Genomic DNA, 18,661 nt, shown 5'->3' with positions numbered 1-18,661 from the left:
CCCCGAGGACGGGAGGACCGCCCGCAGCCGCACCGACCCGGCCGACGCGGCCAGGGCGTCGGCCGCCACCGGCACGAGGGCGTCCTCGACGACGAACGCCGCGGCGCCGCTGTGATCGAGGATGAAGGCGATCTCGGGCGCCGACAGCATGAAGTTGACGGGGACGAGGACGACGCCGATACGTGCCGCCGCGAACGACAGGGCCACGAACTCCCAGCAGTTGTGCGAGAGGAGGGCCAGCCGGTCGCCCTTGGCGAGCCCCGCGTCGGCGAGCGCCGCCGCACCCGCGTCGACGACCGCCGCGAGCTCGGCATACGTGAAGCGCCGGCCCCCTCCGACGAGGGCGAGCTTGTCCGGGACCCGGGAGGCGGTCCGGTGGGGGAGGTCGCCGAGCGCCTGCCGTCGGACGCGACGGACGAGGTCGGAGGACGGGGCGGAGGCGGGGCTGGAGGGCGCGGTCATGGCGTCACCCTGCCTCGGCCCGACCGCCGCGGACAAGGGCCTGTCTCCGCACGTGCCGAGCCGATGTCGTCCACCCGCGGGAATGACGACATCTTCTCGGCACGTGCGAGGGAGGTGGGGGTATGCCGGTGGGTGAGAGGCGGGAGGAGCGGGATGGTGCCGCGATTTCATCGCATCCGGCCCGACCGTGTAGTCTCTCGGAGCGGTCTGGGACCGGTGTGCGCACCGATCGGCCGCAGGCCCCAATAGCTCAGTCGGCAGAGCGTTTCCATGGTAAGGAAAAGGTCTAGGGTTCGATTCCCTATTGGGGCTCGCGGATCGGAGCCGGTGGATGCGACCACCCGGTGCCGAACCCCTGGCGGGGTAGCTCAGCTGGTCAGAGCGCACGACTCATAATCGTGAGGTCGCGGGATCGAGCCCCGCCCCCGCTACCGGACGTGATTTCGGGATCGCCCCCGAGGTCGCGTATCCTGTCCTGTCGAGATCCGTCCCGAGTTCCGTCGTTCCCGCATCACCCGAAAGCGCAGGTCTGCCCCGTGGCCACCAAGTCCCAGGACGTTCGCCCGAAGATCACTCTGGCCTGCACGGAGTGCAAGGAGCGCAACTACATCACGAAGAAGAACCGGCGCAACGACCCCGACCGGCTCGAGCTGAAGAAGTACTGCCCCCGCGACCGCCGGCACACCGTGCACCGCGAGACCCGCTGAGGCACCCCGAAGCATCCGCCGGAAGCCGCCCGCCACACGCCGTGGCCGGGCGGCTTCCGCCGTTCCGGCGCTGGCTAGAGTGGCCGCCATGACCGTCAACTCCGAGTTCGCCGGGCGCAGCTATGCGCCGAGCGGCCCGTATGCCGTCGACGCCGCGATGATCGCGGCGTTCGCCCGGGCCGTGGGCGCCACCGACCCCCTCCACACCGACGCGGACGCGGCCCGGGCCGCGGGGTACCGCGACGTCATCGCCCCGCCGACGATGGCCGTCCGGTTCGCCCAGCGCTGCTCCGCCGAGTACGTCCGCGACCCCGAGGCCGGCATCGACTACAGCCGGGTCGTCCACGGCGAGGAGGGCTTCGTCCACCACCGCCCCATCACGGCGGGTGACGAGCTGACGGGCACCCTGACGGTCGACGCCATCCGGCAGGCCGGAGGGCACTCGATGATCACGACGCGGTGCGAGCTCGTCGACGCCGAGGGCTCGCCCGTCTGCACCGAGACCTCGACGATCGTCGTCCGGGGAGGGGAGTGAGCGTGGCCAGAGCGTTCGACACGGTGACCGTCGGTGAGCAGCTGGGGCCGGTGACCCTGCCGGTCACCCGCACGACCCTCGTCGCGTATGCCGATGCCTCCCTCGACCAGAACCCCATCCACCAGGACGAGGAGTTCGCCACGAGCGTCGGACTGCCCGACGTCATCGCCCACGGGATGTGGACGATGGGGGCGACGGGCACCGTCGTCTCCGACTGGGCCGGCGACACCGGGCGGGTCGTCGCCTACTCGACCCGCTTCACCAAGCCCGTCGTCGTCCCCCGTGACGGTGCCGAGATCGTCGTCACCGGCGTCGTCACGTCGGTCGACGAGCAGGCACGGCGGGCGACGGTCGAGCTGACGACGACCGCGGCGGGGGAGAAGGTCCTCGGCCGCTGCGTCGCCGTCGTCCGGCTCGACTGACGCACCTCGTGGAGGAGACCGCCGGCGCGGCGCTCGCCGACCTCACGACGATGCACGTCGGCGGGCCGGCCGCGCGGCTCGTCACCGTCACGTCGACCGACGAGCTCGTCGACGCGGTCCGCGAGGTCGACGACGCCGACGAGCCGCTCCTGCTGCTCTCCGGAGGGTCGAACCTCGTCGTCGCCGACGCCGGCTTTCCCGGCACGGTCGTCCACGTCGCCACCCGGGGTGTCGCCGTCGAGTCACGCGACCGCTGCGGCGGCGCGTTCGTCCGGGTGGCGGCGGGCGAGGACTGGGACGCCCTCGTCGCCCGCTCGACGCAGGAGGGGTGGGCCGGCATCGAGGCGCTCTCCGGCATACCGGGCCGCACGGGGGCGACTCCGATCCAGAATGTCGGCGCCTACGGCCAGGAGGTCGCCCAGACCATCGCCTCGGTGCGCGTGTGGGACCGACGGGACCAGACGGTGCGGACCGTCGCCAACGCCGACTGCGCCTTCACCTACCGCCAGTCGAGGTTCAAGGGCACCGATCGCTACGTCGTCCTCGACGTCCTCTTCCAGCTCGAGGTCGCCGACCTGTCCCGCCCTGTCGCGTATGCCGCGCTGGCCGACCAGCTCGGCGTCGAGGCCGGCCGCCGGGTCCCGCTCGCCGACGCGCGGGAGGCCGTCCTGGCCCAGCGTCGCCGGCGCGGGATGGTCCTCGACGCCGAGGACCACGACACGTGGAGCTGCGGCTCGTTCTTCACGAACCCGATCCTGTCGGCCGCCGCGTACGCCGACCTCGTCGACCGGGCCCGCGCCCACCTCGGCCCGGCCGACCCCCGCGTCGCGTCGTGGCCGGAGGCGGGCGGCGGGACGAAGGTGAGCGCGGCGTGGCTCATCGAGCGGGCCGGGTTCACGCGGGGGTTCGGCCTCCCGGGGCCGGCCGCTCTCTCGACGAAGCACACCCTCGCGGTGACCAACCGGGGCGACGCGACGACGGCCGACGTCGCCGCCCTCGCCCGGCGGGTCCGCGACGGCGTCGAGGAGGTCTTCGGGGTCCGGCTCGTCGCCGAGCCCGTCCTCGTCGGCGTCGAGCTCTGAGGTCCCGCGGGACGGCACCTGGGCATCCGTGGCCTTCACTCCCGCACACACCCTCGCCGCGCTCCCGGTCGCGCGGAGCCTCGGCCGGGCGCGGCCCGTCGTCTTCGCCGCGCTCGTCATCGCGACGATGGCACCCGACGCGCCCTACTTCGTGCCCGTCCCCGTCTCCCGGGTGCTGACCCACTCCCTCCGCGGCGTCGTCGGCGTCGACGCCCTCATGAGCCTCGCCGCCCTCCTCGCCTGGCTCGTCGCCGTCGAGCGGCCGCTGCGCGACCTGTCACCGACCCGGGTCCGGGAGCGGCTGCGGCCGCTGGACCGACGGGTGCGGTGGAGCGATGTCCCGCTGGCCTACGTCGCCGCCGTCGTCGGGGGGCTGACCCACGTGGTGTGGGACGGGTTCACGCATCGGGAGGGCTACGTCGTCGAGCACTGGCCGGCGCTGCGGACCGTCCACGTCCAGTGGCCGCTCTACCAGTGGCTGCAGCTCGGCTCGAGCGTCGTCGGCTGCGTCCTCGTCGCCGGCTACGTCGTCCAGGCGCTCCGGTCCCGCCGCCCCGAGACCCCGCCCGACCGGGTCGTCGGCTGGCACCACGCCGCGTGGTCGCTCCTCCTCGCCGCCTTCGTCGCCGGCGTCGCGCTCGGGATCCGGGCGATGCCCCCGTCACCCGGGCGCGCGGCATACCTGAAGAACCTCGTCGTCCCGGGGCTCGCGCTGACCTGTGCCGCGGCGGCCCTCGTCGTCGTCGCCTGGTGGGCGGCGGCCCTCAGGGGGCGGCGCCGTCGGCGAGCCAGTCCTCGATCCTCCGGAGCACCTGGTCCCTGACCGGCGCCGGCGCCCGGCTCGCGCGGATCGAGGACCGGGCCAGCTCGGCGAGGCCGGCGTCGTCGAACGCGAGGTCGCGCCGGGCCATGGCGTACTGGTCCGTGAGCCGGCTCCCGAAGAGCATCGGGTCGTCGGCGCCGAGGGCGACGGGTATGCCGGCGGAGACGATCGTCCGGAGCGGGACGTCGCGGGCGTCGGGGTAGACGCCGAGGGCGACGTTGCTCGCCGGGCACACCTCGAGGGCGACCCCGGACTCGGCGACGAGCTCGAGGACCCGGGGATCCTCGACGCTGCGGACGCCGTGCCCGATGCGGTCGGGGCGGATCGACTCCAGCGTCGTCTCGACCGCCGTCGGCCCGAGGAGCTCCCCGGCGTGGGGGACGAGGGCCAGGCCGCCCCGGCGGGCGATGGCGAACGCGGCCGCGAACTCCTCGGTCACGCCGCGGCGCTCGTCGTTGGACAGTCCGAACCCGACGACCGACCCCGGGCCCTCGCCCGCGTGGCGGACCGCGAGCCGGGCGAGGGTCCGGGCGTCGAGGGGATGCCGGATCCGGGATGCGGCGACGACGACGGCCACCGGGGTCGGGCCGGCGGCCGACACGGCCCGGGCCTCGTCGAGGACGATCTCCAGCGTCGGGGTGATGCCTCCGAGGAACGGCGCGTACGACGTGGGGTCGACCTGGATCTCCAGCCAGGCCGAGCCCTCCGACGCGTCGTCCTCGGCGGCCTCGCGGACGATGCGCCGCATGTCGTCCTCGTCCCGGACGCAGGCCCGGGCGGCGTCGTAGAGCCGTTGGAACCGGAACCAGCCCCGCTCGTCCCGCGCGCTGAGGCGCGGTGGCCAGTCCGCGAGGAGCGCCGTGGGGAGCCGGATGCCGTGCCTGTCGGCGAGGTCGCGGATCGTCGCCACCCGCGTCGATCCGGTGAAGTGGAGGTGGAGGTGGGCCTTGGGCAGCCGCGTGAGATCGCGGGAGCGCTCGCCCGCGCCCGGTGTGAGGCTCAGCTGTCCTCGATGACGTGCATGGCCGACTCCTCGGCCGAACCGCCGTCGTCGTCGAAGCCGGCATCGCGACCCCAGGCCTGGGAGTCGGTGTCGGGCCGGTCGCCCTCGTCGTCGGAGACGACGCGGACCGGCGGCCCGTCGCCGACCTCGCCGTCGTCACCGAGCCAGTCGTCCTCCGCGTCGATGGCGTCGGGGTCGTCGCCGCCGACCGTCGCGTCGTCTGGCTCGGGGTCAGGCTCCTCCTGGGCGATCCGCTGCTCGATCGACTCGCCCTGCTCCTCCTCGGCCGGCGTCGTGCCCCACTCCGTGCCGCGCGGCATCATGTCCGGCGGCACGACCGGCTCGTCGTCCCCCTCCTCGGCGCTGATGCGCACGTCGTCGGGGCGCTCCGCACCGAGGGTCTCCAGTCCCTGCGGGTCGAGCGCGTCGTCGTCCAGGGGGTCGCTCGTCGGATCCGTCATGACTCCAGGCTCGCATCTTCGGGTGTGCTGCGCTCGGTCTGGTGTCGGGCTTGGAGGTGTTCGGCGGCGGCGAGGGCGATGCAGGTGGCGACGCCGGTCATGGCGGTCTGGACGTCGTCCAGGACGGGGAAGCTGGGCGCGAGGCGGATGTTGCGGTCGTGCGGGTCGTGCCCGTGGGGGAAGGCCGCCCCGGCGGGGTCAGGACGATCCCGGCGGCCTTGGCGAGGGATCGTCATGTCGCCATCAATCAGTCAGAGGGACAGGGGAATTGGCCCTTCTGGGTCGATCTTCGAGTCCAGAAGCGACACACTGGGTCTGTGCCGCCCACAGACCTGCCCGACCCTTCGTGCTTGGCCAGCCGTGACGTCGAGTCAGGAGGAGATGTTGCCCCGCCTCCCCCGGCTGGAGCGGAGGTCCAGGGTGACCCACACGTGGCAGGCGACGGCGCATCTGTCATCGCCCACGTCGAGGGGATCGTGGTCGCTGGGGCCCAGCGAGGTCGCACGCTCGGATATCCGACGGCGAATCTGACCGTTCTGTCGACGAGGGACCTTCCTCAGGATGGGGTGTACTTCGGGTGGTTCAGTCTCGTCGACGCACCGAGTGCGACGGGGCACCTGGATCCCGATATCCCCTGGCCAGTATTAGTCTCGATCGGCACGAACCCGACGTTCGACAACGCCGAACGAACGGTCGAGGCGCACCTCTTTGATTTCGACGATGACCTCTACGGTCGTCGTGCGGTCATCAATCTCGAGCGGCAGCTCAGACCCCAGAGACGTTTCGACTCCATCGAGGCGCTGACCGCCCATATCGAGACGATCGCGCGAGATGGTCGGCAGCTCCTGGAGTCACTCGGGTGGACGGCCCCGGGGAGGTAGTCACGTGCCCCTCTGGGGCATCTCCGTGCGGAATGCGGACGTCTGTGGCCGCCGGGCATGCTTCAGACCGCGAGAGCGATCTGGTCGACGAGAGCCTGGTTGACGCTGGCGTCCCTCTCGATCCAGCAGAGGTGTCCGGCACCGCGGAGGGTGATCTGCTTCGCCCTCGGCAGCCGGGAGGCCACGTGGGACATGTTGTCGTAGGGCACGACGCGGTCGGCCGTGCCATGGATGACGAGCGTCGGGATGTCATCGATGTCTCCAGGGGGCGCCCCGATCTCCAGATAGTCCGCGCAGGCGGCGAACTGCGCCGTCCATGCTCGTGATGAGGTCGGGTGACGCAGTCGCAGCTGGAGCAGTTCCTCGAACTCCGCGGGGTGCTCTGCCGTCCAACCCGGTGCGAAGGACAGGGGCATGGTGGCTCGGGCATAGTCCTCGGGTGCCATCACGCCGGCGGCGGCCCATGCTCGCAGAGTGGACTCGGGGACGGGCGTGGAACCGGGCCCGCCACTGGTGCTCGCTATCAGTGTCAGCGACTTGACGGCAGCCGGGTTCCGCAGCGCCAGGGTCAACGCGATGTAGCCGCCCATCGACGCTCCGACGACGTGCACGGGCCCGGACGCCACCGAGGCGACCGCAAGGGCATCCAGAGCCATCTGGTCGATCGTGTACGGCCCTTCCGGCGTCTCCGACCGCCCCGTGCCGCGGTTGTCCACCGCCAGGACCCGCCCGTGCCGGGAGAGTGAGCCGACCTGGCGCGTCCAGCTCCACGAGGCATACCCGAGCCCAGGCAGGAGGAGGATGGGCTCCCCGGCCCCCTCGTCCACGTAGGCGATACGCGTCCCATCGTCGGCTGTCACGCTGTGTGTATCGGTCCGCTCCACTGTCTCCGCCTTCAACGGTTGGGGTGTAGGCCATCGAGTCCCTGCTCGGATGACGTCGTCGGTTGGAGGACGGTCCGCGCGGACTCGCCCGTCCGCGCCGTTCTCCAGCGGAGGCTCGCGGCTCTGGCAGCCACGCTCCTGAGGTCTGGGCGTCCCGCCTGCTCGAGTTGCATGCACATCGCTGGGGCAATTCGCTCGGGCGTCGCCGGTCAGCGTTCGGCGGACGCCTTGGCAACGGCCGCCGTGGCGTCGCTCGCCTCGGTTGCAGCAGCGAGCAGTCGCCTGCTGACGTCGCGCTGTACTTCGAGGATCTTGACCGCGAAGTCGAAGACCTGGTCGAGGATCACCTCAGGTGCGACGAGAGGTGTGCCGGAGCTCGTACCGAACCGGTCGAAGGTGTAGCGCGCCGCCCTCGACCAGTTGTCGACGGCGTCGAGGAACGCCTTCTGCCCCTGCTCGAACAATTCCGTGTACTGCTCGGCCGCGTTGTCGGTGGAACTCATGATGACCTTCTCTCCTCGGACTGCATGCTTCTCTTCTGGCCCTCCCCGCCAAGCACTCGGTCGGTGTGCCGAGGACATCGACGACAGCGGTCTCACCCATCCGCAGATCGCCACGTCTTTGCTACGTCAGACCGAGCCGACGAGCCTCGTGCGCCAGCTCCCCCGGAACTGCCGCAGCTTGGAGGACGATGAACGCCTTGCCCCGTCGGAGTACATGGCTCCGCGAGAGACGTCATACAGTCCCCTTCGGCCGTCTCGTTGAGGAAGCCAGTCGGTCACGATGCGTCCCGCCACTCCCTGCCACCAGCTGGATACGGACACGCCGACATGACCCCTCGGCCGTCCGAGCTCCGCGCGTGGGGACCGCCCATCCGACGCCCCGCGCCGTTGCGCGACCACGTCGTCCCACGACGTGCTCAATAGCCAGCCTCCGACATCGTGACGACGTGCCGGACGGCCTGCCCAGAATCCAGCAGGTCGAACCCGGCATTGATGTCGGACAGCGGGGATGTTCCGCTGAGCAACCTGTCGACCGGCAGGCGACCACGGCGGTAGAGCTCGATGTAGCGTGGAATGTCGCGTCCAGGCACGGCGGTGCCGATATAGCTGCCCTTGAGGGTTCGTTCCTCGGCGACGAGGGTCACCGGACTCAGGGGAAGTCGGACATCGGGGCGGGTGAGACCGGCCGTGACGGTCGTACCACCTCGCCGGGTGACGCTGAAGGCCAGGTCGAGGGCCCGCGCCGACCCGGCCAGTTCGAAGGCGTAGTCCACGCCGCCCCTGGTGAGAGAGCGGATCTGTTCTGCCGCCTCAGGATCACCTGCGTTGACGGCGTGGGTCGCGCCGAGCCTCTCCGCCAGGGCGAGCTTCTCCGCGGATAGGTCGACGGCGACGACCGTCCGCGCACCTGCGGCGATGGCGCCGAGCAAGGAGGACAGTCCCACTCCTCCAAGCCCGACCACGGCGACCGACGAACCCGCCTCAGCCCGGGCGGTGTTGAAGACCGCACCGACACCGGTCAGCACGGCACAGCCGAAGAGAGCCGCCTCCTCCAACGGAAGGTCGGGGTCCACCTTGACGAGAGAGGCACGTGAGACGACGGCGTGATCGGCGAAGGCCGATACCCCGAGATGGTGGTGTACCTGGCTGCCATCGCTGGCATGCAGCCGGCGCTCGCCGGACAGCAGGGTTCCGGCCGTGTTGGCCGCCGCGCCGGGCTCGCACAGTGCCGGTCGGCCGCCGCTGCACGGCTCACAGCGTCCACAGGAGGGAACGAAGACGAAGACGACATGGTCGCCGGGTGCCAGATCCGTTCCACCGGACAGACCAGGTGTGGGCACAACCTCCTCAACCACTCCGGCAGCCTCGTGTCCCAGCGCCATCGGCGTGGGTCGTATCCGATTGCCGTTGATGACCGACAGGTCGGAATGGCACAGCCCGGCGGCCGCGACACGCACCAGCACCTCACCCGGGCCTGGCGGGTCCAGTTCCAGTCGCTGCAGTCGCAGCGGATTCGAGGACACGTACGGTGTCGGGACGCCGACCGAGCTCAGGACGGCGGCGGTGATCTGCATGAGAGGTCTGCCTTCCAGATCGCTGTGTTGGCGCCTGCGGTCGGCTACGGCTGAGGCATCCTGACGAGTCCGCCGCAGCCGTAGCCGACCGCATCCGCGTGCGTGATCGATGCTGTCCAGCGGACCCCGGTGCGGGACCAGGAGACCTGGCCCCGCTGAGGGCCCGACTCGATCAGGCGGGGTCCGGACTCCCCGCGTCGTCGACCACGACCGCCGACGGGTCGACGCCATGGGCGTCGGTGAATACGGGCTTCTCGCGGTGCCACAGCGGTGGGAGCCGATACGTCAGGAGGTAGAACACTCCCCCGGCGACGAATCCCACGAAGTAGGTGAGGTCGCCCCAATGCGGATGTGCCTTGGCGATCGGGCCGACGAAGAATGACAGGTTCCAGAACGGCATGGAGACGAGTGCAGCACCCACCCAGGCGACGAAGCCCCATTCCAAGATGCGCCGGGAGTCATAGAGCTCTGCGATACGAGCGCGGTCGTGACGGTGACCGAAGACGTAGTCGAGAAGGAGGATCGCCCCGAAGGGTGCGATGAGGTATGCCCCCATGAAGAGGAAGTTCTTGAACTTGGCCTCGAAACCCTCGTCGGCCCACAGGCTGATGATGTAGGCGACGGCGCAGATGATGATGACGGCGGTCCGACGGCTGACGGGAATTCGCAGCGTCTGCACCGAGATCGCGCCACCGTAGACGTTGAGGAAGTTCTGGGAGAAGGACGAGGTGAGGACGATGAGCAGCGCCACGACGTGGAACGGGCCGGTCATTCGCTCCAGTGCCTGGATGGGAGTCTCACCGGACAGTGCCGAGCTGCCGAGCAGGGCCCCCGCGACGCCGAGCCACGCCAAGGAGAAGAAGTTGCCGGCCCAGGTCCACACCCCCGTTGCACGGTTGATGTGGTCCTCGTCAGGTAGGTAGCGGGAGTAGTCGGAGGCGAAGGGCCACCATGCGATCAGGAAGGAGAGGAAGTATCCGGCGAAGGTCACCCACCCGCCCCAGCCGCCGATCCAGAAGGGCGCCTTGGGGTTCGTGTCGAATCCCCCCTGCCACCCGCGGGATACGGAGACAACGGTGATGATCACGAACCCGAAGAAGAGGACGACAGCGAGGATCCTCTCCAGGTAGTGGATCATGTTGTAGCCGAAGACGGCGACGATGAGCTGGACGATCACGAGGCCGAGCGCGCCCACCCAGAACGGGATGGCCGGCACCAGGGTGGTCAAGGCCTGAGCGCCGAGGATCACGGTGACCGAGGCCCATCCGATGCCGGCGAAGACGTTGACATAGGCGACGGGTACGAAGTTGCCGAAGAAGCCGAGCGGGCCACGCGCCTGGATCTGTTGGGCGACACCCAACCGGCCACCCATCCGGGACAGGATGCCCATGACGACCGCGCCGACGAAGGAGCCGGCCACGATAGCGGTCACCGCCATCGGCAGCGACAGGCCGAAGCTGACGCCGGAGAAGCCCAGCACCATGATGGGGAAGTTCATGCCGGCGGCGAACCAGATGAAGAACTGCGATACCGCCTTGCCGTGGCGCTCGGAGTCGGGGATGGCGTCGACACCGTAAGGTTCGACCGCCGCGATCTTGTCGCGATAGTGGAAGTCTTCGGCGAGTTCGCCCGTCGACGCGGTGGAGACGTCCGGGTTCATCGTGCTGCCTTTCTGCTCGGTACGCACCAACGGGCGCTCACCCATGTGCGTCGGATGGCGGGGGGCGGGGGTTCTCTCCGGACCACCGAGGCGGCAGACGGCACCGTGCCTGCGTCGCCTCCCCCGCCAGCCGACCGGCCGGATGAGGAAGCCGCCGTTGACACCTCATTGTGAACGGAGCAAGCCGCTTCTTGCATGCAAGAGACTGTAGAGTTGTTGTATGCCAGCCGTCAAGGCTTCGCGGGCATGAGGTTCAGTGAACCGCTGCCCGGTTGATGGATGATGGCGCGAAAGTGCCTATGAGCAGGGCAGAGAGGGGCCAGTATCCACAGGGTGATGCTGAGACGTCTCTTCGGAACGCTGGCATGCAAGAGATGCCGCCAGGGGCGATCCTGTCCGCATCTGACACGCCCTTCAGGTTCCATTCGAGAACTACGCAGTGTCTTGTATGCAACCGTGCGACCCCTGGAACCACCGAGGGCCGACCGCGGACATGGTTCCGCGGCCGGCCCTCGGCAGGGTTCGGACGAGAGGGCGGACCCTACTGGAAGGCGGGCACGACCTGATCGATGAACAGCTGGAGGGAGCGACGCTTGTCCTCATGCGACATGCCGTTGTCACTCCAGAAGCTGAACTCGTCAACTCCCAGGTCCTGATAGGTGCGCAGCCGCGCGATGACTTCGTCCGGCGTGCCGATCATCGCCGAATGGTGCAGCGACTCGAGTTGGAATTCCGGCCGCTCGGCGAACTTCGACTCGGGGCTGGGTTCCAAGAAGCCGTCGACCGGGGTGATCTTGTTGCCGAACCATGCATCGAAGGTGCGATAGAAGCGATTGACCGCGGCCGCTCCCGCTCGCCAGCCGTCCGGATCGTCGGCAGCGTGGACATAGGTGTGTCGCAGCACCATGATCTCTGGGCGGGGAACCTCAGGGTGGTTGGCGACGGCGGTGTCGAACTTCCGCTTGAGGTCGACAACCTCCTCATCGTCCTTCATCAGTGGCGTGACCATGACGTTGCAACCCGAACGGACGGCGAAGTCGTGTGAGTCCGGGTCACGCGCAGCGATCCACATCGGCGGAGTGGGCTGCTGAACAGGTTTGGGCACGCTGGTCGAGGTGGGGAACTTCCAGATCTCTCCGTCGTGGGCGTAGTCCCCCTGCCACAGCTTCCGCACCGCCGGGACGAGCTCTCGCAGGTGCTTTCCGCCGTCGGTCGCGGGCAGGCCGCCGGCCATGCGGTCGAACTCGAACTGGTACGCACCACGGGCGAGGCCGATCTCTGCGCGTCCGTTGCTGATGACGTCCAGGAGCGCGCACTCTCCCGCCGCTCGAATGGGGTTCCAGAAGGGCGCGATGACGGTGCCGGCACCGAGCCGGATCGTGGTGGTCTGACCGGCCAGATAGGCGAGCAGCGGCATCGGGCTCGGAGAGATCGTGTACTCCATCGAGTGATGCTCACCGATCCAGACAGTGCTGAAGCCGCCCGCTTCGGCCATCTGCGTCAACTCCGTCAAGTCCTCCAGCAACTGACGGTGGGTGACCTGGTCGTCCCAGCGCTCCATATGGACGAACAGTGAGAATCTCACGGGAACTCCTTTGTTCTTGATGCGTCGGTTGCGATATCCATCTCGCTGAGCGTCTGGTCACCGGTGGCCCAGTGGGTGCGCGGGACCTCACGGACGACGACTCGAATGTGCTGCGGAAGGGTGTTGACGGTGTCCAGAACGGCCGTGTGCACCTGATGGATGAGCGCTCGAATCTGCTCTGGTGTGCGGCCCTCGGCCAGGGTGACCTCGACGAGCGGCATAGCAATCAGCTGCGCAGGATGAACGGGTCGGCCACCGGCTCTTCGCTCGTGTTCACCCACACGCTCTTGAGCCGGGTGTACTCCTTCATCGTCTCGGTCCCATGCTCGATGCCGACACCACTGTTCTTGAAACCCTGACGCGGTGACATCGGAGACATGGCCCGATAGGTGTTGATCCAGATCGTCCCCGCCTCCAGCTGAGCCGCGACCCGGTGGGCTCGGGACAGGTTCGTCGTCCACACGCCGGCAGCGAGTCCGTACTCGGTGTCGTTGGCCAGGCGCACCACCTCCTCCTCGGTGTCGAACGGCATGATCGCCGCAACGGGACCGAAGATCTCCTCGCGAACCACGCGCATGTCGTTGGTGACGTCGACGAGAACTGTGGGCTCGTAGAAGTAGCCGCCCAGCCCACCGTCTGTCGCGCGGCCGCCGGTCAGCACGCGCGCCCCTTCGTCCCTGCCCAGGTCGACGTAGGAGGCGACCTTGTCCCGCTGGTCCCCGAAGGCCAGTGGGCCAAGCTCGGTGTCGTCCAACAGGGGATCGCCGATCTGGATGGATTGGGCCCGTTCCGTAACCCGCTCGAGCAGCTCGTCGTACACGGAGCGATGGGCGAAGATGCGGCTACCAGCGATGCAGGTCTGGCCCGCGGCCGCGAAGATGCCTGCCACGACGCCCATGGCCGCGTTGGCGATGTTGGCATCCTCGAAGATGATGTTGGGGGACTTTCCACCGAGCTCCAAGGTCGCACCGATGAATCGGCCGGCTGCGGCTCGGGCGATCCGTGCACCCGTGCCCGTGCTTCCGGTGAACGAGATCTTCGCCAGCCCTCGGTTGTCGACCAGTGCTTGACCGGCCTCGGCGCCGAAGCCGGTCACGACATTGACTGCCCCAGGCGGGAATCCAGCCTCGACTGCCAGCTCGGCGAGCCGCAGCACGGTTGCCGAGGTGTACTCGGACGGCTTGATCACGACGGTGTTGCCCGCACACAAGGCGGGAGCCAACTTGCTGGTCGTCAACGTCAACGGGGAGTTCCACGGGGTGATCGCCCCGACGACCCCCAGCGGCTCGCGCGTGGTGTAGTTCAGGATCGCTCGGTCCGAGGTGGGGATGACGTCGCCGTGGATCTTGTCGGCGAGTCCCGCATAGTAGTAGTAGTACTCCGGGAGGCCGGCCAGTTGCGCGCGCATCTCCCGCAGCAGCTTCCCGTTGTCCCTACTTTCCGAACGAGCGAGCTCCTCGGCGTTCGCCGCGATGAGATCGCCGAGTCGGCGCAAGAGATGTCCCCGCCTCGTCTGGCTCAGGTTTCGCCAGCGGGGGTCCTCGAACGCCTGCTGCGCGGACGTGACCGCAGCGGCGACGTCGGCTTCGTTCCCTCGAGCAGCACGGTAGATGACCTCCCGAGTCGCCGGGTTGGTGCTCTCGAAGTACTCACCGGAATGGGGCTCGGCAGGCTGGCCGCCGATGAAGTGGTTCAGCGTGATCTGCTCAGACATGGGTGTCCTCTTCCTCGATGAAGGTCGTCAGAGCGGAGACGAGCTCTCGCGGTCGCTCGACCGGGAGCATGTGGCGGGCACCGGGAACGATCACCACGCGGCAGGACGGGATGGCCTCGGCCAAGCGGCGAGACATCTCCGGCGTGGACCCGGGGTCCAGTTCACCGGTGATCGCCAGAGCGGGGATCGTGATGCGGTCCAGTACCGGTCCGACCTCGGCGTCCCCGGTGGCGAAGACGCGGTAGCAGTTGACAAAGCTCGAGGGGTCGTTGCCCATGAGTGTCTCTCGGGTGCGCTGGACGGCTTGAGGCACGACATCGGTATCGTCGTACCACCGTCGGAGTGAGGCGGTCGCGCTCGCGGAGAAGTCGCTCTCGGCGACTGACAATCGCTGCAGAACCGCCTCGCGCTCGGCGGGGGTTCGCCGGCAGACCGAGCTGACCGACGTCAGGGTCGCAGCGAGTCCAGGTCTGTGGACGGCCAGGTATTGCGCCACGAGCGCTCCGAGCGAGAACCCGACCAGATGGGACCCTGGCGGCACCTCGTCGAGAACCCCATCGGCGAGGTCGGACAGGGTTGTCCCCTCGGGCGCAGGTGGATTCGTCCCGTGGCCGGGCAGGTCCGGAGCGACCACCTCGAAATCGTCGGCCAGCAGTGCGCTGACCTCGTCCCACGCCGTGTGGTCCAGACCCACGCCGTGCAGCAACACCATCGTTGGCTTGCTCATCGGTGATCCACCTCGCGAAAGTCGGGGCCCGACCCGTCACTGCTCCGTTGACAGGGACGCCAAGCGCTGCTGAGGGCGGCCTTGGGCCGCTGCTGCCAGGGCGACGACGAGCTCGCCCGCGTGCGGGGCGTCCGCGATGCGCACCTCGAGGCTCTGATGGTGCGACCGGATCGTCGCGTCCGTGATGTGCTTCAGCGGGATGTCGAAGGCGACACCCGACGGCCCGCGCTTCTCCACCGCCGGCAGCAGCGTGGTCGCCGAGGCAGCCTTGCGGAAGTGATCGCCGAACTTGAGTGTGTGGATGAGTGCCGAGCCGTGCTCGATCTCGCCGTCGAGTCCCACGATCGCGGCCTTCCCGTAGGCCTCGGCGGGACTTCCCAGCGCCGCGAGCACCTGCGGAGCGAGCAGGGCCCCGAGGTCGGAGGCGTTCTCGTCGATTCCCGGCCCGAGATCCTGGACGAAACCCTGTCCAGCCCAAGGGTTCTCAATGACCGCGGCCACCACGGCGACGCGTGCGGGGGGCGAGACGTCCTTGCCCCCTTCAACGTGGATCTCCTCAACGAGGGTGACGATCTTGCGAATCTTCATGACAGGACGGTCTCCAAGCTCTTCGTGGTGATGGCCGGATCGGTCGTGCGGTCACCGATCCGTGGATGTGGACGAGGGCCCGTCGACGCGGCGGCAACGACGACGATCTCTCGCGCGCGCGGAGCGTCCGACACGCGAGTGCTGATGGTCTGGTAATGACTTCGGGTCGCGGCTCGGGTCTTGTGCCACAACGGGACCACCAAGGGCTGGCCCGCGTCGGCGCGAGTGTCGGCGAAACAGATGATGGACTCCCCTTCGAGGAACTCCCGCATGAGATTGCCGAAGTACGGGGTGTGGATCAATGCGCCGCCATGCTCGATCTGGCCCTCTTCACCGACGATGGCAGCCTTTCCGAAGGCCTCGATCTGGTCCACGCCGCCCAGCACCTCGATGAGCCGGTAGGTCAGCAGCTTCGCCAGCGAGGGCGCGATCCGGGCAACCTCCACCGACAGGTCACGGTCGGGAGGGGTGCCGGCCCACGGGTTCTGCACGACGGCCGCAATGCTGGCCTGCTGGACCGGTCGGACCGGGCTCGCTCCGGCTTCAGTGACCAGTTCTTCCCGGTAGACCACCAGCTTGCGGAGGCCCACACCGTCGGCCATGGGGATCTCTTGCATGCCACTGACGATAGGACATCGTCGCAATCAGGGTCAACCCCCGGCGCGAAGATGCGGTCGGTCGCCGGGGTCCCGATCGATGAGTAGGCCATCAAGTAGTCACTATCTGCCTCTCTAACAACGCGTTACGTACATGGGACAGACACCCCTCAGACTCTGGTCGCGTGGTCCGCGCGTCGACTGGTTGACATCCGGCCGGACCTGGTTCTACCTTCCTCTTGTATGCATCAACCGAAGCGGGTCGATGACTTCGCTTCGACCAGCCCCGGATCCAAAGGAGGATCATGTCGAGCGACAACGATGGGCGCCGGGCCCGCATCGAACGGGCGTGGGTGGCGGCGTGGGACCGCGGCGAGGTCGACGCGCTCGACGAGCTGCTCAGCGAGAGCTACGCGCGGCGCAGCACCGACCCGGCACCGCTCGACCGTGAAGGCTTCAAGGCCTCGATCGTGTCCACTCGCGCCGCCTTCCCCGACCTCTACACCACGGTGGACGACATCGTGGTGGAAGGGGATCGGGCAGCGGTCCGGTGGCACAGCGAAGGAACCCATCAGCACTCCTTCATGGGGGTTCCGGCGACGAAGCGGACCGTGCAGATCAGCGGTGCCACCTTCTCGCGATTCGAGGATGACCGAATCGTCGAGGAGTTCGTCACGTGGGATCCCCGGGCGCTGCTCACGGCCCTGGGCATCATCACAGTCGGACAGGACTGATCAACCACCGCTCACCGCGACCCCCGCACACCGACAAGGAAGGATGCCCATGCCGACAGTCCCGGCCAGACCCGACCTGGACCTGATGAAGAAGGTCAACCGCGCCTTCGTGACCGGCGTCACCGTGGTGACGGCCCTGGATGAGGAAGTGCCCCGCGGCCTGGCGGTCAACGCCTTTTCGAGCATCTCGCTCGACCCACCGACGGTGATGGTGTGCGTGCAGCGCACGTCGTCGACCCACGACTGCCTGTTCAGAGCCGATCACCTGGCGATCAACATCCTGTCCACCGACCAGCTCGACGTGGTCAACAGGTTCGCCACCAAGGCCGAGGACAAGTTCACGGGTCTGGACTGGACCCCCGGACCCTTCGGCAGTCCACTGCTGGAACGCAGCAGCGCCCAGATGGAGGTGGAGATCCGCGAACGGCTCCAAGCCAGCACACATACGGTCTTCATCTGCCGCGTCACGCATGCTGCGGTCACGGAGCGTCACGCCATGGTGTACAGCGCCGGACGCTTCTTCGACGGGAGCGCACTAGTCGCGCTGGCATAATCCCTCTCAGGGCAGCGGGCCCCCGTGGACACCTTTACGACATTCGTGACGGGGCCACGACGACAGCTGACAGGGAGAGCACGTGACCACCGGCGTGAGCGGCAAGTCGACGCGGTCCATTCAGGTTCGCGTGGTGGACGAGATGCGTCGCCGGATCATCGAGGGCGAGGCTCGGCCGGGCGAGAGTCTGTCCGAGCTCGCCCTGGCGGAGGAGTTCGGCGTGAGCCGGACGCCAGTCCGCGAAGCCCTGAAGCAACTGCAGACCGAAGGCCTGATAGAGATCCGTCCCCGCGTTGGAACGTTCGTGACCACACCCTCACGCCGCGAGATCATCGAATTGTTCGAAATGAAGGAACTGCTCGAAGGGGCCGCAGTGCGGTTGTTCGCAGCTCGCGGACACATTCCGGAGATCGACCTGCTCGAGGAGAACCTCAGGCGGGCTCACCGAGCCGTCAAGAAGGACAACCGCGATGAGGTCGCCGACCTGGTCCAGGAGTTCCATGACCTGCTCATCCAGGGCTCTGACAACACCAAGCTGGTCGCTCACTACCGCATGCTCATGAACCAGCTTGCCTACTCACGTCTCGTCCAGACCTCACTGAGCCAGCCGGGGAGACCGCTGAAGTCCGTCCAGGAGCACCGCCACGTCCTGGACCTGATTCTGTCCAAGGACGGCGACGACGCCGAGCGCGTCATGCGGGAGCACGTTCGTGCCTCGCGACGTGCCTTGGTGGCGGGGTTGCTCCACGACTCCGAGCACTGACCACGCTCGCCACGACCTCGCCGCCCGGTGAACCTCCCGGCACCGGGGTCTGCGGAGGCAGCTCTCATGGCCCATCCGCCGTCCGTCGACGTCCGACGGGGGAGGCGCCGCTGCCAAGGAACACCACGTGGACATTGAGGTTTTCTCATCAGCGTCCGCGGTGCATGGTGAGGATGACGAGGGCGGCGGCGGTGATGTGGCCGATGCGCCATGGGCACAGTGTGATGCGTCGTAAGGCGTTGAAGCCGGATTTGAACAGGGCGTTGGCGCGTTCGGCCGGTGCCCGTAGGGCGGTGATGAGCAGGTTGCTGGCCTTGTTCTCGGGGGACAGGTTGGCGCCCTTGAGCGGGACGTGGATGCCGATCCCGGCGCCGGTGTAGCCCTTGTCGGTCAGCGTCGGCAGG

Annotated in this window: 24 protein-coding genes and 2 tRNA genes; 11 read left to right on the top strand and 15 right to left on the bottom strand. The window is 68.4% G+C overall.

From position 1 onward, the window contains the following. Positions 1-462 (bottom strand): AMP-binding protein (locus BN12_RS25010; protein WP_048550877.1); only part of this gene is annotated, 462 nt, incomplete at its 3' end. Between the two features lie 239 nt (positions 463-701). On the opposite strand from BN12_RS25010, the gene BN12_RS05990 reads away from it, so the two are divergent. From BN12_RS05990 to BN12_RS05960, 7 genes are all read left to right on the top strand, one after another. Then, positions 702-774, top strand: a tRNA-Thr gene (locus BN12_RS05990). Between the two features lie 45 nt (positions 775-819). After that, positions 820-893 (top strand) — tRNA-Met (locus BN12_RS05985). Positions 894-998: 105 nt separating this feature from the next. After that, the gene (rpmG, locus tag BN12_RS05980) at positions 999-1,169 is read left to right on the top strand and encodes a 50S ribosomal protein L33 (protein ID WP_048550876.1); all 171 of its coding nucleotides are present in this window, start codon (positions 999-1,001) and stop codon (positions 1,167-1,169) included. Between the two features lie 88 nt (positions 1,170-1,257). Beyond that, positions 1,258-1,704 (top strand): FAS1-like dehydratase domain-containing protein, encoded by a 447-nt coding sequence (locus BN12_RS05975; RefSeq protein WP_048554305.1) that lies wholly within the window; start codon positions 1,258-1,260, stop codon positions 1,702-1,704. Positions 1,705-1,706: 2 nt separating this feature from the next. Beyond that, positions 1,707-2,126, top strand: coding sequence for a MaoC/PaaZ C-terminal domain-containing protein (locus BN12_RS05970; RefSeq protein ID WP_048550873.1), 420 nt, complete (start codon positions 1,707-1,709; stop codon positions 2,124-2,126). Between the two features lie 8 nt (positions 2,127-2,134). Further along, positions 2,135-3,208, top strand: coding sequence for a UDP-N-acetylmuramate dehydrogenase (locus BN12_RS05965; RefSeq protein WP_083454450.1), 1,074 nt, complete (start codon positions 2,135-2,137; stop codon positions 3,206-3,208). Between the two features lie 28 nt (positions 3,209-3,236). Then, positions 3,237-4,031 (top strand): DUF4184 family protein, encoded by a 795-nt coding sequence (locus BN12_RS05960; protein WP_048550872.1) that lies wholly within the window; start codon positions 3,237-3,239, stop codon positions 4,029-4,031. Here the strand turns inward: BN12_RS05960 and BN12_RS05955 are convergent. From BN12_RS05955 to BN12_RS05945, 3 genes are read right to left on the bottom strand one after another with little or no spacing between them, the layout of a single operon-like run. After that, positions 3,973-5,034 (bottom strand): adenosine deaminase, encoded by a 1,062-nt coding sequence (locus BN12_RS05955; RefSeq protein WP_048550870.1) that lies wholly within the window; start codon positions 5,032-5,034, stop codon positions 3,973-3,975. The two genes, BN12_RS05960 and BN12_RS05955, sit on opposite strands and share 59 nt — an antisense overlap. After that, on the bottom strand, positions 5,031-5,495 hold the full coding sequence (locus tag BN12_RS05950; RefSeq protein ID WP_048550867.1) for a DUF5709 domain-containing protein: 465 nt from the start codon (positions 5,493-5,495) through the stop codon (positions 5,031-5,033). The genes BN12_RS05955 and BN12_RS05950 overlap by 4 nt, the downstream gene beginning before the upstream one ends. After that, entirely contained in the window at positions 5,492-5,731 is a 240-nt protein-coding gene (locus tag BN12_RS05945) for a hypothetical protein (protein ID WP_048550866.1), read from the bottom strand. Before BN12_RS05945 ends, BN12_RS05950 begins: the two co-directional genes overlap by 4 nt. A 114-nt stretch (positions 5,732-5,845) precedes the next feature. Here BN12_RS05945 and BN12_RS05940 point away from each other — a divergent pair, with 114 nt between their 5' ends. Continuing rightward, positions 5,846-6,376 (top strand): riboflavin kinase, encoded by a 531-nt coding sequence (locus BN12_RS05940; protein WP_235432314.1) that lies wholly within the window; start codon positions 5,846-5,848, stop codon positions 6,374-6,376. A gap of 62 nt (positions 6,377-6,438) precedes the next feature. On the opposite strand, the gene BN12_RS05935 is transcribed toward BN12_RS05940, so the two are convergent. The 10 genes from BN12_RS05935 to BN12_RS05890 all read right to left on the bottom strand — a co-directional run bounded on the left by BN12_RS05935 (position 6,439) and on the right by BN12_RS05890 (position 16,228). Continuing rightward, a complete protein-coding gene (locus BN12_RS05935) occupies positions 6,439-7,236 on the bottom strand; it encodes an alpha/beta fold hydrolase (protein ID WP_200901162.1) in 798 nt (265 codons plus the stop codon). A 233-nt stretch (positions 7,237-7,469) separates the two neighbouring features. Beyond that, positions 7,470-7,763 carry a hypothetical protein gene (locus BN12_RS05930; RefSeq protein WP_048550863.1) on the bottom strand — a complete coding sequence of 98 codons (294 nt, stop codon included), beginning with the start codon at positions 7,761-7,763 and terminating at the stop codon, positions 7,470-7,472. A 416-nt stretch (positions 7,764-8,179) separates the two neighbouring features. Further along, on the bottom strand, positions 8,180-9,337 hold the full coding sequence (locus BN12_RS05925; RefSeq protein ID WP_048550862.1) for a zinc-dependent alcohol dehydrogenase family protein: 1,158 nt from the start codon (positions 9,335-9,337) through the stop codon (positions 8,180-8,182). A gap of 172 nt (positions 9,338-9,509) precedes the next feature. After that, positions 9,510-11,042: a purine-cytosine permease family protein gene (locus BN12_RS05920; protein ID WP_235432313.1), complete on the bottom strand. Its 1,533-nt coding sequence runs from the start codon at positions 11,040-11,042 to the stop codon at positions 9,510-9,512. Positions 11,043-11,538: 496 nt separating this feature from the next. Continuing rightward, the gene (locus BN12_RS05915) at positions 11,539-12,582 is read right to left on the bottom strand and encodes an LLM class flavin-dependent oxidoreductase (protein ID WP_048550859.1); all 1,044 of its coding nucleotides are present in this window, start codon (positions 12,580-12,582) and stop codon (positions 11,539-11,541) included. Then, on the bottom strand, positions 12,579-12,803 hold the full coding sequence (locus BN12_RS05910) for a tautomerase family protein (RefSeq protein WP_048550856.1): 225 nt from the start codon (positions 12,801-12,803) through the stop codon (positions 12,579-12,581). Before BN12_RS05910 ends, BN12_RS05915 begins: the two co-directional genes overlap by 4 nt. 5 nt (positions 12,804-12,808) lie before the next feature. Continuing rightward, positions 12,809-14,296: an aldehyde dehydrogenase gene (locus BN12_RS05905; protein ID WP_048550854.1), complete on the bottom strand. Its 1,488-nt coding sequence runs from the start codon at positions 14,294-14,296 to the stop codon at positions 12,809-12,811. Next, entirely contained in the window at positions 14,289-15,023 is a 735-nt protein-coding gene (locus tag BN12_RS05900; RefSeq protein ID WP_048550852.1) for an alpha/beta fold hydrolase, read from the bottom strand. The genes BN12_RS05905 and BN12_RS05900 overlap by 8 nt, the downstream gene beginning before the upstream one ends. A 36-nt stretch (positions 15,024-15,059) precedes the next feature. Continuing rightward, positions 15,060-15,611 carry an amino acid synthesis family protein gene (locus BN12_RS05895; RefSeq protein WP_048550851.1) on the bottom strand — a complete coding sequence of 184 codons (552 nt, stop codon included), beginning with the start codon at positions 15,609-15,611 and terminating at the stop codon, positions 15,060-15,062. After that, positions 15,608-16,228 carry an amino acid synthesis family protein gene (locus BN12_RS05890; RefSeq protein WP_048550850.1) on the bottom strand — a complete coding sequence of 207 codons (621 nt, stop codon included), beginning with the start codon at positions 16,226-16,228 and terminating at the stop codon, positions 15,608-15,610. Before BN12_RS05890 ends, BN12_RS05895 begins: the two co-directional genes overlap by 4 nt. 332 nt (positions 16,229-16,560) lie before the next feature. Between BN12_RS05890 and BN12_RS05885 the strand changes: the two genes are divergently transcribed. From BN12_RS05885 to BN12_RS05875, 3 genes are all read left to right on the top strand, one after another. Next, positions 16,561-16,941, top strand: coding sequence for an ester cyclase (locus BN12_RS05885; RefSeq protein WP_200901161.1), 381 nt, complete (start codon positions 16,561-16,563; stop codon positions 16,939-16,941). Between the two features lie 49 nt (positions 16,942-16,990). Beyond that, entirely contained in the window at positions 16,991-17,494 is a 504-nt protein-coding gene (locus BN12_RS05880) for a flavin reductase family protein (protein WP_048550848.1), read from the top strand. An 82-nt stretch (positions 17,495-17,576) separates the two neighbouring features. After that, positions 17,577-18,257 carry a GntR family transcriptional regulator gene (locus BN12_RS05875; protein ID WP_235432312.1) on the top strand — a complete coding sequence of 227 codons (681 nt, stop codon included), beginning with the start codon at positions 17,577-17,579 and terminating at the stop codon, positions 18,255-18,257. 148 nt (positions 18,258-18,405) lie between these two features. On the opposite strand, the gene BN12_RS05870 is transcribed toward BN12_RS05875, so the two are convergent. Then, a partial coding sequence (locus tag BN12_RS05870) for a transposase family protein (RefSeq protein WP_048550846.1) occupies positions 18,406-18,661 on the bottom strand: 256 nt, incomplete at its 5' end.

The organism is Nostocoides japonicum T1-X7 (assembly GCF_001046855.1).
Taxonomy (GTDB): domain Bacteria; phylum Actinomycetota; class Actinomycetes; order Actinomycetales; family Dermatophilaceae; genus Nostocoides; species Nostocoides japonicum.
Note: the sequence above shows the minus strand (reverse complement) of the source record. Positions and strands in the feature narration are given on the sequence as shown.

Bases quoted from the DNA above. Each gene is read 5' to 3' on its own strand.
- BN12_RS05975 (WP_048554305.1), top strand. From the start codon at position 1,258: ATGACCGTCAACTCCGAGTTCGCCGGGCGCAGCTATGCGCCGAGCGGC.
- BN12_RS05950 (WP_048550867.1), bottom strand. From the start codon at position 5,495: ATGACGGATCCGACGAGCGACCCCCTGGACGACGACGCGCTCGACCCG.
- BN12_RS05945 (WP_048550866.1), bottom strand. From the start codon at position 5,731: ATGACGATCCCTCGCCAAGGCCGCCGGGATCGTCCTGACCCCGCCGGG.
- BN12_RS05930 (WP_048550863.1), bottom strand. From the start codon at position 7,763: ATGAGTTCCACCGACAACGCGGCCGAGCAGTACACGGAATTGTTCGAG.
- BN12_RS05925 (WP_048550862.1), bottom strand. From the start codon at position 9,337: ATGCAGATCACCGCCGCCGTCCTGAGCTCGGTCGGCGTCCCGACACCG.
- BN12_RS05920 (WP_235432313.1), bottom strand. From the start codon at position 11,042: ATGGGTGAGCGCCCGTTGGTGCGTACCGAGCAGAAAGGCAGCACGATG.
- BN12_RS05910 (WP_048550856.1), bottom strand. From the start codon at position 12,803: ATGCCGCTCGTCGAGGTCACCCTGGCCGAGGGCCGCACACCAGAGCAG.
- BN12_RS05905 (WP_048550854.1), bottom strand. From the start codon at position 14,296: ATGTCTGAGCAGATCACGCTGAACCACTTCATCGGCGGCCAGCCTGCC.
- BN12_RS05900 (WP_048550852.1), bottom strand. From the start codon at position 15,023: ATGAGCAAGCCAACGATGGTGTTGCTGCACGGCGTGGGTCTGGACCAC.
- BN12_RS05895 (WP_048550851.1), bottom strand. From the start codon at position 15,611: ATGAAGATTCGCAAGATCGTCACCCTCGTTGAGGAGATCCACGTTGAA.
- BN12_RS05890 (WP_048550850.1), bottom strand. From the start codon at position 16,228: ATGCAAGAGATCCCCATGGCCGACGGTGTGGGCCTCCGCAAGCTGGTG.
- BN12_RS05880 (WP_048550848.1), top strand. From the start codon at position 16,991: ATGCCGACAGTCCCGGCCAGACCCGACCTGGACCTGATGAAGAAGGTC.